Source organism: Bradyrhizobium sp. Kon69, assembly GCF_055807515.1.
On record NZ_JBVVOS010000038.1, the window covers coordinates 1 to 13102 of the forward strand.

Below are 13102 nucleotides of genomic sequence, written 5' to 3' on the forward strand. Positions count from 1 at the left end.
TCAAGCCCCCAATCCCTGCAATCTCAAATGCCACCGCAACCGAAAAACTGACTCCTGCTCAATCGCTTAGAGCCTTGTTCACGGACGGCCAACGCCGCCTAACGCTGCGACCATGGCTCGGTCGTTGGTCCGCCGGTGACTTTAATGCTTACGGGATCTCCGGCATTAAGCCCACACTGTACCAAGGAACTGCTCTCGCGAGCCAGACGCGATCTTCCGACGCCCTACAAGCTAAGCACTTCTCGCGGACGTAAACAGAACGTCTAATATATCTTGTGACACGTCTCAATGCGCGGTGGGCTGATGATCTCGTACAATTTGAGGGACAAAGCGGCGATTGTGACGGGAGCCACAAGTGGTGTCGGATTTGCGGCGGCGAAGATGCTTGTCGAATCCGGTGCAGCAGTCGCTTTGAATTTTCTGCCTGATGATGAACGCGCTCGCAAGCAGTTGCAGGTCTGCGGACGTTGGGCAATGTAATAGCAGCTCCTGGATACGTAAGTAATCCGGAACCGAATTGATGATCTCCAAGGCAGTATCCAAAGTTAGCAGGCTGGACTTGCTTGTCAACAATGCCGGATCTCCAGGAGTGAAGGTGTCCATTCCAGCTGCGCGCCTCGACCTCATGACGGAGGAGCTTTGGCCCTTCCTTTTTCAGGTGATTGACGAGTGTGTTCCGATGCAGCAAGGCTGCAGCGCCAGCCTTGAAAGAATCAAGAGGAGCGATCGTAAACGTGGCATCGATCGGTGGTTTCGATTATCCCAGCAGCACAATCGTGTACGGTGCAGCGAAAGCAGGAGTGATAAACCTTACTAAAAAATCTCGCGCGCGCACTTTCTCCTGAGGTGCGGGTCAATGTTGGATCTATACCCTTGGATGCGCTGGCCGGAGGAATCTCTCCGGCGAGGCATTGAAAAAACCTTGCTGAAGCGGGTGGCGGAGCCGGCCGAAAGTGCTGATCTCATCACCTATCTTGGTTTTGGGGCGAGCTTTGGTACTGGCAACGGTAGCCATAGATGGCGCTCTGACACTTGCATGAGTCGTAGGTGTGGCCAAGCCGCGAACGTCAGCGTTGCTTTTTGTGCCCGAGCTATCGCCGTCGGCGAAGGGACTTGCTGACCAAGCTACGCAGGATCTCTAAGTGATTTCGGCGCGCCCGACCAAAATACTCAGGCAGGTGCCGCCAAGGGTAGGCTCCTAGAAGGAAGACAACGTGCGCCGTACAAAATGTTCGATCGTCTGGACGCAAAAGGCATCTAGACCGTAGCGTCCGAGAAGGCGGGCACTGCGTCTGCGTGCTGCTATCTCGCATGTTCCTCGGTCGATCATGCCACGGATCACTTGCATCTATGCATCAGCATGATCGATCTCCAAATCCTTCAGTCCGGCCGCCGGGATGTTTGTTGATCAGACGGCTTTGCAACGCGATGTCCGAGACGCTGTGAGATAGTTGCCGCCGCGTTCATGACAACGGGCGCCAGCTGTCGTTCGCCTTGCTGAGTAAAATGAAAGACCGGCATGGTGATGGCGATTGCGGCCGCAACTCGTCCCCTCCGATCGAGGACCACGGCGGCGATCGAGGCGATCTCCGGAATGAACTCTCCTACGTTGAGCGCGTATCCTCGCTCGCGAATGCTGCACAGCTCGCGTTCAAGCGCGCTCGGATCAGTGATCGTACGGTCCGTAAAGGATTCGAGGCCGAGTGTCAAAACCTCCTCCAGCGTAAAGCCTGGCATTTGCGACAGCATGGCTTTTCCGCTAGCCGTGCAGTGGGCTGGATTGCGCCGCCCGGGTGCTGCGATGTGCTTAATGGACCCGGGACCAAGTACATGCTCGATGTTGATCGCCTCGGTCTTATTCCAAAGACTGAGCGAGGCCGTTTCTCTCGTACTTCTGGCAAGTTCTTCCAGATAGGGCCTCGCCACCCTGACCACATCGAGTTCAGCAAGAAGTCTGCTCGCGAGCGCGATAAGTTCAACTCCGAGGACAAACCGGCCAGTCTCTTCGTTGCGCTCGGCGAATCCGTTGTGTCCAAGAGTCGCCAGTGTCCTGGACACGGCACTGACATGCTTTCCTAGCCGGCGCGCAATCTCATTCACACCGCTCGGCTTTTCACTCGCGCCGACAACCCTTAGCAGATCGATTGCTCGCTGGACGGTCGTAACCTCTCCGACGGTTCGGTCGCCATGGCTCTGGGAACGTCTGCCAGAATTCATCGAAGTACCTCGGATTCTCTTGACAGGAGTTCATGCACCTGTCACTTTATGCAACACAATTGCATTATTTGCAATGGTTTCGGGAGGAGAATATGTCCGGCGAGTCACTGAGGTGGGAGCGAGTCTGCAAGCAGTACAGCGCCACGCGGGCGGTCAATGGTGTTCCGGTTCCACGACCCAGCGGGCGAGTTGGCCGCTTTTTTCGGACTTGGAGGCTTGGACAAAACAACCGCTTCAATGCTAGTTACCGTGTTCAAGGTACGAACCTCTGGCCGAACCGTCCGTCCTCCGTCCTCACCTGGGCTGCAAGAGTGCAGCGAAATATCCTGTGGTGTTTCGACGAGTCGTTCCTACACCCCTCGATTTTCGAAAGCGTGGCATTCGCGCTGAAAATGCGTGGACTGTCCGGCTCCGAGCTTCGCACCCGTGTGGCCGAAGCGCTCAGTATGTTTCAGCTCGATGATTACCAGCGCTGTATGTTTCGCCAGCTGTCGGATGACCGACAGCGGCGAGGTGCATTCGCCCGCAGTTGTCTTCTCAGCCATAACTTTGTGAAAGGCTTCGGGAGCACTCAGCTTGAATTAAAGCGTCTGCAGAAGCCCCTGGAGGCAGCGTGGTGAACCGTCACCTGAGAACAAATAATGATGCCGCATGTGCGATCGGATTGTGGCGATGAATGACGGCAACGTGGAGCCGATCGGAACGCCAGAGGAATGTATGAATCTTCGCGAACCCGCTGTGTTGCGACCTTCATTGGCGAGACCAATTGCTTTGGATTTAGCGCGCGAACACCCACCTGTCCGTCGACCGCAATTTTGTGTTTCGATGTGGTGGGCGTATCGCCCGGGGTGATCGCTAGATTGGCGGCGATTGTTACGGCTTGCGCTTTGATGCTTTTCCGGTTGGGAAAACGGATCGTGGATCTCTTCTCGACGTGGTTGGGCAACAGTTTCGCGCTTGGCGCCCCCTCGAGCACTGCACGGCGTCCTCGTAGGTTGGTGTCATATGAAACCTCAAGTAGATCCACTTGCAGCTTAGGTGGATGTAGGAGCTCCTCATGAGAATCGATCGCATTGACGCGCGAATACTGACGGCTCTGCAGAAGGACAACCGGCTGACGTCGGACCAACTCAGTGCGATCGTAAACCTGTCTCCTACTGCCGTACAGCGACGCCTCAAACGCTTGCGTGCGACCGGCGTTATCTTAGCCGATGTTTCGATCGTGTCACCAAAAGCCGTGGGCCGTCCGATTACGATGATCGTCTTCGTAACGTTGGAGCGGGGACGAGCCGCGATCATTGACCGCTTTAAACAGTCGATTCGGGCTACACCCGAAATCATGAGCGGCTATTACGTCACCGGAGAAAGCGACTTCGTTCTGGTAATCACCGCGACGAGCATGGACGATTACGAGGAGTTTACGCGCAGGTTGTCTGAAAATCCTGATATCAAATGCTTCGAGACTCACGTGGTGATGGATCGGGTTAAGTGCGGGTTCACCGTCCCGATCGAGGCGACCGCCTCTAACGAGGACAAAAGCCCGGTCGCTCCAGCTCGTAAAGTCCGGGAACGCATCCTTAGCCAAAGCAACGGCAGGAGGCATCCCACTGCAGCGATCTTCGGATCTAGCTGATTGCAATCGTCGCGGTTGATACCGCCATTTTCACCTCTTACCCACGGCGCAGACAGTAGGCATGCCTGTGAAGTGATCTCGTGAGTTTTGCGACTCGGCCGCTCATTCGGTGGCCGGACGCATCTTCCCCCGTCGAGACGGCTACGAGCGATCATCCGGAGCGGATCGACAAAGGACAACGATAATCCGGAATAGCCGCAACGATATGTTCCGCAGACCCAGTCAGAGTAGCGACCTACCTCACTAAGCGAAAAGTCGCCGGTGCGTTGAGCCCTCGGACGGCGAGTGCCTGCCGATGTGCTCGGGGGTGCCACGCTCGGTGATGGATACGGCGGCGGTGGAGGAGGTTAACATCGTCACCAGCAGATTCAGCTCCTACTCGGTGTCACTTCCCAAGCGCCGGCTCATGTCGTTCTGATCCGGTTATCCGCAGGTGCTCTATCTTTAATCAAGTCGCTTCCATTGGTGCGTGAACTCACAGAGCCGCCAAGGCATCACATGCCTTTCTCATGACGCTGCAAAAAACAGCGAACCTTCCGCTCAGGCGCCCGAAAAATGCATCATCTCCCAATAAAGGCAGCAACGAGGCGCACAGAATGAAGGATTTATGTGTGGATCGGTCACAAGCGGATGGGGTTGCAAGACAACTTTATTCGGGTGTCGACCGACACCGGATTCATTGCAGCGCGGACCTATGAAATTGAGCTTCATTCCGAGGGGTCATAGTCCATGTCTGAACGTTCAATATGCCGATCAACTAAGGAGTCCATGATGTCTCGACAAGTCATCATCACATGTGCGGTCACCGGTTCGAGTTCACCAGCCCTTGAGAAGCATCCAGGCATTCCGAAGACGCCGTCGCAAATTGCAGATGCGGCGCTGGACGCTGCGAAGGCGGGGGCTGCAGTCGTCCATATTCACGTCCGCGACCCAGAAAGCGGAGCAGCATCAAACAAGTTCGAACTTTATGAGCAGGTCGTCAAAAGGCTGCGGGATGCGGCCACTGATGTCATCATCAACTTGACCTGCGGAATGGACGGGAGCATATCGCTTGAATCCCTTGATCCGGTCACTATCAGCAAAGCGACGTCGCTCAAAACGCCCCTGGGGCGCTGCGTCCACGCAATCAAGCTTCAGCCGGAGATTGCGACTCTCGATTGCGGCACGCTCACCTTTGGGGAGAGCATCTTTGTTGCGCGTATGTCTGATCTGCGAGAGATGGCAACGCTTATGCGAGATGCTGGGGTGAAACCCGAGCTCGAATGTTTCGAGCTCGGTCACATCGAAACGGCCAAGCAGCTAATCTCGGAAGGGAAAGTTGATAATCCTGCGCTCTTTCAATTCTGCCTCAGCACAGGCTATGGCGCTCCCGCTGTGCCAATCGTTATGCAGGCAATGAGAGACATCTTGCCCGCGGGGGCCATCTGGGCTGGATTTGGCTGCAGCGCGGTCCAAATGGCAACGGTCCCCCAGCTGGTTGGACTAGGCGGACACGTCCGAGTTGGGTTGGAAGACAATCTCTATCTGCGACGTGGCGTGCTCGCATCAAACGCCCAGCTCGTGGAGAATGCAGTGGGAATTATCGAGCGTATGGGAGCAAGCGTCGCGACCCCGGCCGAGGCTCGGAACATTCTTGGTGTTGTGAAGCGCGGATAGCATTGCCCTACGCGGGCGGAAACCAACGGCCTGGTCGAGAATACCCTCGATCAGGCTATTCTCACTCCCTTCCAAAGCTGCGGCGCTTTGAACGTAGCTGAAGATGGAGCTTAGTACCGGGCAAGGTGCTTTGCTGACCGCTATGGTGAGCTGCCCGCCCAAGCTCAGTGAGCTCGAAGTCCCTGCCGGACAAATCAAAGCCTATCCTTTGATATTCGCGCCGCGGGAGACGCGACCGCAAACCATCGAGCTCCTCGGAGACGGTGTCCTGGGCGGTAATAGCCGACTTCATCACAAAATGAGGTGCGGCTGAACGCTCACTTCGGTTCAGTCGCCATGACTTTCACAAAGGTTCCCCAGCCATGCCTCACCGTGATAGAGCAGCTTCACTGAAGCAGGTGCTTGAGATACTCGAGCCTGAACGTATCGAGATAGACCGGTTCCGCGCCCACAGCCTGGACCTCAAGTGGGGCTACGTGTTCGGAGGACAGTTCCTGGCGCAGTCCTTAGTGGTTGCCGAACAGACGGTTCGCGAGGACCAGGCCGCCCATTCGGTCCACGGCCATTTCCTTCAATCGGGTGATGAGCACAAGCCGATCACTTACGAGGTGGCACGGGTCCGAGACGGCAAGAGCTTCGCCACCCGTCGAGTGGACGCAATTCAGAATGGCCGTACAATTTTCACATTGACAGCGTCCTTCCATCGTGAAGAGCCCGGGTTCGAGCATCAGGACCCAATGCCGCAGGTGCCCGGACCGGAGGGCCTGTTGTCTCAGGCCGAGATTGCTCGCAAGCACATCGACAGGATGTCAGATAGGATCCCCAATGCGGCTCGCGAGCAATTGTCGTTCGAAGGTGCGATCGAGGTCCGTCCTGTAGACCCAATCGGCATCCTAAACGCCGAGGCAATACCGCCGCTGCGAAGCGTCTGGTATCGTGCCCTGGGCACGCTCCCGGATCGTCCGGTGCTGCACCGCGCCCTGTTGGCCTATGTGTCGGATTTGAACCTCTTAGGGACCGTCCTGCGGCCGCATGCGCTGACTTCGGTCACGCCCGGCTTGTATTCGACCAGCCTGGATCATGCCCTCTGGTTTCACCGTCCGTTCCGCATGGACGAGTGGTTGCTGTTCGTCATGAACAGCCCATCAGCGAGTGGCGCGCGCGGCCTCACCGGCGGCCGGTTTTTCACCCAGGACGGATGCCTCGTCGCCTCGGCGGCGCAGGAAGGGCTGATCCGCACGCGGAGCTGAAGTCGGGACAGCAGATCAAGGGGACTAGAAAGGCGAACAGCGCCGCGTTTCGTTGCGGTGTCTCGGTCAGAATCTCGGCCGCCATTAAGCCTGGTCCGAGGTGCGGGCAGCTAGTTACAACAGAGTATGTGCGAACTGGAGAGCCGAGCCTGGTTAATTATCTGAACGGGTATTGTCCAACACGCAGCCTCCGTGCCGATGTCGAAGGCGTTCTAAGCCGGGTTCAGAAGCGAACGACACCGCAACCTCTATGATGGCGCTGCGTGACGGTCAGGCCGCCCGCTCATCGGCGGGCTTGTCGGTTTGGCGGAGCAGCTTCCATTGTCAGGCAGCAGTTCGCGCGGACGCGGTGCGGGAAGATCGGCGATACGGGCGAGGATGTCGGTGAGCCAACCCTTAGGATCGACGTCGTTGATGCGACAAGTCGTGATCGTCGTCAGCATGATGGCGGCACGCTCGGCGCTACGCGAGCTACCGGCGAAAGGTCCACTTGCGCCGTCCCAATGCGAGCCCCTCAACGCGCGCTCAGCACAATTGCTAGTCAAGCGGATCCTGCCATCTTCGAGGAAGCGGCGAAGTCGTCCCAGCGCCTGAGGATGTAGTTGATCAGGTTGAGGACCTGGGAGGAGCGCTAGAGGGCTTCGCGCTCACGCGGGAACCGGGCGTGCATGTTCTCCATAAGCGACTTGCTCTTTTCCTAGCGCATCCTAGCGCACGGCGCGCCGCTCGTCGGCGCCGCGACCGTTGATGACGGCTCGATCTCGAACAAGGCATCGAGGCATCCGACCGCCTCAAGCGCGATCGGAGAGACCAGTATGCACTTCTTACCTTCCCAGCATTTTTCTCGATGTCAGCCAGCTCGAAGAAGCCCCGCCGCGCATGGGCAAAGCAGAGCGCCGGCGTAATCGGCAGCACCTTGGTCTGCGGGTCGAACAGCGGCTTGGAGCCGTTGCAGAAATCGGCTTGCAGGATTCCGGCGAAGGCAGCCAGATGCTTCTGGGGATGCTCGCCTCGTCGGTCGCTTGAGGCGTAATAGGCCGCCGTCGGCGGCGCAGGGCCGGTCATCCCGCACATAGTCCAGATCCGCCCAGTCGTGCACTTGCCCTTCGCCAGGATACCGATGGTCTTGAGATCGCCATGAAGGTGCCCGGCAGCGAGCACATAGCATTCGATCAAGTAGAAGAGCGGGAGACGGCGAAGGTCCAGTGGCTGACCTGGTCGGCCAGCTTCGAACAATGGTAGGTCGATCCCCTCGCACTGAAGCGCGCACTCTGGCGGTTGAGCGTGATATGCAAGCCGAACTTGTCGAATGGGATCGTCGCCAGCAATTGTGGGCCGATGAAGCCGCGCGGCTTGTGCAGGCGGCTGACTGATCTTCTCGTAATCGCGCAGGTGAACTTCTTGGGCACCGTCTCGATCAGCTTGAAGCGGCGCGGGATCTCCTCCAACGTCCTATTCACATCCTCACCGATCTTGGCCAGCCGCGATCCACCGCAGCAGGCACAGGCGTCGGAGCCTCAATGACGACGGGCTCGCGCAGGTGATCATATTGATCGAGAGCTTTACCGCAAATATCACACTGCAGGTACATGCGCCGTCTTTAAGCCGGCGCGCGTTTGTTCGTGGACTTCTTTGGCAGCCAAAGCGAGCGCTCGAAAAAGGTCGGCACGCCGCGAAAGCATAGGCGGCAAACACTCTCGATTCGGCTGATCTGCCGCCTATTTGTGTCTCCTCTGGAATTCTGCGCGCAGGCACAAAAGTTGCCGAAAGTCTGCGCCATTCATCGTCCTACGTGGCAAGTTAATCCCGCTTTTTTGATTATAAGGGACATCCAGTCCGGAGATCAGCATATGAGTTCAATCCCAAGATCGGTCCTCGTCGAGGTTGCTGTCGACGAAAGCGAATGCTTCCCATGCGCCGACGGACGCAAATTCCACCTAGGACGTGGATGGCGTCGTCCATTGCTGCGTAGGCAATATATCCTTGGGCCTCTATCGCTCACGTCGCGCGAGGCTCTGAATAGCGCCAATCTGTCGTTCGATTTGGCTCTGGCTGACAAGACTCGTGCATCCGAGCTTGAAAATCCCCATTGGCGCGCAGGCCTGAATGTCTATCGGGGGCCAGCTGATTTGTAAGGCCGTGGCCGAGCCTCCCCGGCTGTCTTTTTTCACCGATCGAACAGGCTGCGGCCTGATTCCCAGAGGCCTCCCTTGGGGGGCATTTCCTCCCTGACTTAGGGGGCCATTCCTTCGGGAGTGGCCCCCTTTTTTATCGCCCTTCCCCAAGTTGGTTGTGCGAAGCTTCAGCCGCCTCAGAAAGTAAGCCTGACCTCCGATAGAAGCCAGAAAGGACGCGCTTCGGAAGCCAGCGTTGTTGCGGAGTTCGCGTCGACACTGCCTTTTTTGCAGAAGTGAGGCAGCTAACCATGGTCGTGGCTAGCAGCCCACACGCAGCTCCAGATTAAGCTGAAGCCGACCCGGCGCATTTCTCGTATTCCTGGAAAACGTCATTCGCTTGCCGACCTTAGACGTGGATGACACCTGCCGGCTTGGCGTAGAAAAGCTTACACGGAATGACTACTTCTACTAGGGAGTTCGGCTCCGCTTATAATCACCAAACAACACGTCATTGGCGGCGCGGTCGGGCACGTCGTCCTTCCACCGCACCGATCCGAACGGGCGCTCGAGCATCCGACGGACGCGCACGGGATCCGGACCGATGTGGAAGGACGCAGCTTGATGATCAAGCGCCCGTTCGGAGTGGGTGGAGCGGTTGCGTTGACGCAGATAATCAAGCCATGTGGGACAATGGTAGCGCTCGGTCCATAGTTCAGGATCGGCAATGTCGCGTGCAATGGACCAACCATAGGCGCCGTTCCGTTTTCGGAACAGCTGCACATCCTGCATCACATTGTGAAAAGCGCGCGCGTTCTCTTGTGACACGCGATATTCGATCTCTATGACAAGCGGTCCACTACGATCGGTCAAAGGGAGCCGAACCTCAGGATGCGCTAACGCCTCGGCGTCCTCGCTTCGCGCGTTGATGCGGGGCATACGGAGCCATAGCCCAAACAGCGGAGAAATGAACATCAGGCCGGCTGATATCAAGAGTGCCGATTCGACGCCGGCGGCATCGGTCAGGTGTCCCCATCCCCAGCTACCGACGGCAATTCCACCTGAGCTAGCCGCCTGGTACGCCGCGAGCGAGCGTCCTGCCACCCAGCGCGGCGCCGATAATTGTACCCCGATATTGAACAGCGCCCACGCCAACATCCACACGGCGCCCGCGAGGATAAGCGCGACCGATGTCAAGATCAACTCGCGGCTGAGAGCTACTGCGGCAAGCGCGCCACCCATCGACAGTGCACAGGCGCGGATCGCTGCCTCTCCGCTCATACGCTTCCGCACTTCAGGCAAATTCAGCGCTCCGATCACTGCCCCCAAACCGAATGCGCTGAGCGTAATCCCGTAGGTCTGGGCATCGCCGCCGAGGAGATCGCGCGCCACCAGCGGCATCAGTGCTATAATGGCGCCACCAATCACGCCGGTAATCATGGAGCGGACCAGAACGATTTTAATCGAAGGCGAATTCGCGATGTAACGGACCCCCGAAACCATGGCCCGATTTAGCTTTTCCGGGGGAAGATGCGAAGGTTCTGAAGTTCGTCGCCACAAGAATAGCGCCGCAATCAGCGGAAGATATAGAAAAGCGTTCAAAGCGAAGGAAGCTACCGCGCCTGCGGTCGCAACCACAATGCCGCCGATCGCTGGTCCTACGCTGCGTGCGATATTGTAGCTGATGCTGTTCAGCGCGACCGCTGCCGGGAGTGATTCTGAAGGCACCTGCTCGCTGACGGAGGACTGCCAGGCAGGATCCATCAAGGCGATCCCGCTGCCGATCACGAAACATAATACCAACAACAAATCCGGTGTGACCAGCCCGAGCCAGGCGAGCGCAGTTAGGGTGGTCGCACCCGCGAGCGAGATGCCCAAGGAGACGAGCATCACCACGCGCCGATTGTACATGTCGGCGATCGCACCGGCTGGCATAGAGATCAGCATAACGGGCAGCAACAATGCGGTCTGGACGAGCGCGACTTTGTCGGCTGATGACGTCATTTGGGTCATCGCCCATGCCGCGCCGACGCCCCGAACCAGTGCGCCCAAATTTGAAAGCAGGCTTGCGAGCCAGATGCGACGGAACGTGGCATAGCGGAACGGCGCAGTGATCCCTTCGGCCTTGAACGTCGAAAGCTTGGGAGAGTCGGTCATTTTGATTCCTGCCTCACCGCCGAACAATCGAAGATGGAGTCCGAAGCTCGCCCTCTGGCGAGCGCGCGAGGGAAACTGACGTTGGTCCTGCAAGGCTAAGCGTCAACGATACCGCCCGGCGTCCATTTAGTCCCTGGGATATGCCACTGATGTCAACCCAGCGTAGCGGCCGCTTAGCAAAACCGGTGATCGTGTATTCTCTCCCTTCCCGACATCGATCCCGAACTTGATGCAAGCCGCGATAAGACAGCAGAATGTAGCTTGCCGCGCCCGATTGCGAAACGGCAGCTGATGTGTCAGCGGGCCCGTAGTTGGGCCGCCGCCAATTTTTTAAGGGCTGCATGTTCTCGATAATTTGGAGAGCGGCAATATTTTGGGCTGCTTCGAAGCTGGTTTGCGAATTCCATCAAAGCATCGTCAATTGAGCATTCTATAGAAATCGGTAGAACGGTTTTTGGCGTTTTACTCGAATGAGCGAGGAAAAGCCGCGCTTGGGGCAGGTGGGCTGGATTGAGCCTCAGCTGCTCCGGTTGGATGAAAGAGTTGTCCGGCCTTGCGCCAATCTTCACTATTTTGCGTCGCGCTAAAGGGCCTTTGCCATAGAACTTCGCATTCAGCCGAGCTGGCGCAGGATTTCGGCTGCTGGATGGATCACATTAATGGAACTCGGCTTAAGTAGCCCGATAGTACTTCGCAAACATAAAAATAGTCTGAGCCGCAGGCGCGCGGAACGGAAACGCTGTTTGGAAGGAGCGCAGGTTTGGCAGGAGAATCGAATGGAGTCATAGCTGTCTGTCCGCGCGGGGCGGATCGCGCGCGCAAAGAACTACAATCCGTAAACAAAAGTATTCTGGTGAAGTCCTCGTTGGACGCTGCAGCGCCGGAAGGATCGGGTTGCACCGGGAAGGAAACAATATCGATGCCAGGCACGAACGATGCCTTTGTGGAATTTTCCGGCGTTCAGAAGACCTACGACGGCGAGACGCTTGTCGTTAAGAATCTCGATTTGGACATTCCCCGCGGTGAGTTTCTGACGATGTTAGGGCCCTCCGGCTCGGGCAAAACGACAACGCTGATGATGCTCGCAGGTTTCGAGGCGCCCACGCGTGGCTCAATCCTGCTGGCGGGGCGCTCGATCAATAACACGCCCCCGCACAAGCGCGACATTGGTATGGTGTTCCAGAATTACGCGCTGTTTCCTCATATGACTGTGGAGGAGAACCTCGCTTTCCCGCTCAAGGTACGTAAGCTCGGCAAGTCGGAGAGAGAGGCCAGGATCAAGCGTGCGCTCGACATGGTCCGGCTCGGCGGCTATGGCGGCCGCCGGCCCGGACAGCTTTCCGGTGGCCAGCAACAGCGCGTCGCGCTTGCCCGTGCGCTCGTCTTCGATCCCAAGCTTGTGCTGATGGATGAGCCGCTCGGCGCGCTGGACAAGCAACTGCGCGAACACATGCAGCTCGAGATCAAGCACATCCACGAGGATCTCGGCGTGACGGTGGTCTATGTGACACATGATCAAAGCGAGGCATTGACCATGTCCGACCGCATAGCCGTGTTCAACGACGGAAACGTCCAGCAACTGGCCGCGCCGGCCGAGCTTTACGAACGTCCGCAGAACGCTTTCGTCGCCCAGTTCATCGGCGAGAACAATCGGCTGCGCGGCAAGATCGTGGCGATGAATGGTGCGACTTGCAGCGTGGAGATTCCGGGAGCCGGCAACGTGCAGGCTCTGGCCATCAATGTCGAAGCGATTGGCCAACCGACGGTGCTGTCATTGCGGCCGGAGCGGGTGAAGTTGAACCCGGCGCCAGGCTCGCTTCCCAACATCTTCAGCGCGCAAGTCGGAGAGGTGATCTATCTGGGTGATCACGTGCGAACCCGAATTTCGGTCTGCGGCCATGATGATTTTGTAGTCAAATTGCCGAATTCGGAAGGCACGGTGCAGGTTGAGCCTGGGGCGGTAATCACCATCGGCTGGAAAACCGAGGATTGTCGAGCGCTCGATACACCATGACGGCCTTCCAATTTAGGAATGCGGGCAAGTGCAATGAGGTCCTCGTCACGGGAGACCTCGT

General features: G+C 57.6%; 11 protein-coding genes and 1 pseudogene. 7 read left to right on the forward strand and 5 right to left on the reverse strand.

Annotation, left to right across the window (positions count from 1 at the left end; translation table 11 throughout):
- Positions 1–381: 381 nt before the first annotated feature.
- Both AC0L3U_RS34530 and AC0L3U_RS34535 read left to right on the forward strand, forming a co-directional pair.
- Positions 382–480 (forward strand): hypothetical protein, encoded by a 99-nt coding sequence (locus AC0L3U_RS34530; protein ID WP_259219453.1) that lies wholly within the window; start codon positions 382–384, stop codon positions 478–480.
- Positions 481–671: 191 nt separating this feature from the next.
- Positions 672–845 carry an SDR family NAD(P)-dependent oxidoreductase gene (locus AC0L3U_RS34535; protein ID WP_259219391.1) on the forward strand — a complete coding sequence of 58 codons (174 nt, stop codon included), beginning with the start codon at positions 672–674 and terminating at the stop codon, positions 843–845.
- A gap of 535 nt (positions 846–1380) precedes the next feature.
- On the opposite strand, the gene AC0L3U_RS34540 is transcribed toward AC0L3U_RS34535, so the two are convergent.
- Positions 1381–2217: an IclR family transcriptional regulator gene (locus AC0L3U_RS34540; RefSeq protein WP_259219393.1), complete on the reverse strand. Its 837-nt coding sequence runs from the start codon at positions 2215–2217 to the stop codon at positions 1381–1383.
- 32 nt (positions 2218–2249) lie between these two features.
- Here AC0L3U_RS34540 and AC0L3U_RS34545 point away from each other — a divergent pair, with 32 nt between their 5' ends.
- The 4 genes and pseudogenes from AC0L3U_RS34545 (at position 2250) to AC0L3U_RS34560 (ending at position 6756) form a co-directional block, all read left to right on the forward strand.
- On the forward strand, positions 2250–2837 hold the full coding sequence (locus AC0L3U_RS34545) for a P-loop NTPase family protein (RefSeq protein WP_259219394.1): 588 nt from the start codon (positions 2250–2252) through the stop codon (positions 2835–2837).
- 437 nt (positions 2838–3274) lie between these two features.
- Positions 3275–3730: pseudogene (locus tag AC0L3U_RS34550) on the forward strand (Lrp/AsnC family transcriptional regulator); the annotation flags it as partial.
- An 849-nt stretch (positions 3731–4579) separates the two neighbouring features.
- Positions 4580–5506 carry a beta-keto acid cleavage family enzyme gene (locus AC0L3U_RS34555; RefSeq protein WP_259265539.1) on the forward strand — a complete coding sequence of 309 codons (927 nt, stop codon included), beginning with the start codon at positions 4580–4582 and terminating at the stop codon, positions 5504–5506.
- Between the two features lie 362 nt (positions 5507–5868).
- Positions 5869–6756 (forward strand): acyl-CoA thioesterase, encoded by an 888-nt coding sequence (locus AC0L3U_RS34560; RefSeq protein WP_259219396.1) that lies wholly within the window; start codon positions 5869–5871, stop codon positions 6754–6756.
- Between the two features lie 248 nt (positions 6757–7004).
- Here the strand turns inward: AC0L3U_RS34560 and AC0L3U_RS34565 are convergent, their stop codons facing one another.
- From AC0L3U_RS34565 to AC0L3U_RS34580, 4 genes are all read right to left on the reverse strand, one after another.
- Positions 7005–7199 carry a transposase domain-containing protein gene (locus tag AC0L3U_RS34565; RefSeq protein WP_374762407.1) on the reverse strand — a complete coding sequence of 65 codons (195 nt, stop codon included), beginning with the start codon at positions 7197–7199 and terminating at the stop codon, positions 7005–7007.
- A 163-nt stretch (positions 7200–7362) separates the two neighbouring features.
- Positions 7363–7917, reverse strand: coding sequence for an IS66 family transposase (locus AC0L3U_RS34570; RefSeq protein ID WP_374762408.1), 555 nt, complete (start codon positions 7915–7917; stop codon positions 7363–7365).
- A gap of 11 nt (positions 7918–7928) precedes the next feature.
- On the reverse strand, positions 7929–8216 hold the full coding sequence (locus AC0L3U_RS34575; protein WP_473364722.1) for a hypothetical protein: 288 nt from the start codon (positions 8214–8216) through the stop codon (positions 7929–7931).
- A gap of 1125 nt (positions 8217–9341) precedes the next feature.
- Complete coding sequence (locus AC0L3U_RS34580) at positions 9342–11027, reverse strand: MFS transporter (RefSeq protein WP_259219398.1); 1686 nt, start codon at positions 11025–11027, stop codon at positions 9342–9344.
- A 919-nt stretch (positions 11028–11946) separates the two neighbouring features.
- Between AC0L3U_RS34580 and AC0L3U_RS34585 the strand changes: the two genes are divergently transcribed.
- Positions 11947–13041 carry an ABC transporter ATP-binding protein gene (locus tag AC0L3U_RS34585; RefSeq protein ID WP_259219399.1) on the forward strand — a complete coding sequence of 365 codons (1095 nt, stop codon included), beginning with the start codon at positions 11947–11949 and terminating at the stop codon, positions 13039–13041.
- Positions 13042–13102 lie beyond the last annotated feature (61 nt).

Excerpts from the sequence above, each read along its gene's own strand:
- AC0L3U_RS34530 (WP_259219453.1), top strand. The coding sequence starts at position 382 with ATGCTTGTCGAATCCGGTGCAGCAGTCGCTTTGAATTTTCTGCCTGAT.
- AC0L3U_RS34540 (WP_259219393.1), bottom strand. The coding sequence starts at position 2,217 with ATGAATTCTGGCAGACGTTCCCAGAGCCATGGCGACCGAACCGTCGGA.
- AC0L3U_RS34545 (WP_259219394.1), top strand. The coding sequence starts at position 2,250 with ATGCACCTGTCACTTTATGCAACACAATTGCATTATTTGCAATGGTTT.
- AC0L3U_RS34555 (WP_259265539.1), top strand. The coding sequence starts at position 4,580 with ATGTCTGAACGTTCAATATGCCGATCAACTAAGGAGTCCATGATGTCT.
- AC0L3U_RS34560 (WP_259219396.1), top strand. The coding sequence starts at position 5,869 with ATGCCTCACCGTGATAGAGCAGCTTCACTGAAGCAGGTGCTTGAGATA.
- AC0L3U_RS34565 (WP_374762407.1), bottom strand. The coding sequence starts at position 7,199 with ATGCTGACGACGATCACGACTTGTCGCATCAACGACGTCGATCCTAAG.
- AC0L3U_RS34580 (WP_259219398.1), bottom strand. The coding sequence starts at position 11,027 with ATGACCGACTCTCCCAAGCTTTCGACGTTCAAGGCCGAAGGGATCACT.
- AC0L3U_RS34585 (WP_259219399.1), top strand. The coding sequence starts at position 11,947 with ATGCCAGGCACGAACGATGCCTTTGTGGAATTTTCCGGCGTTCAGAAG.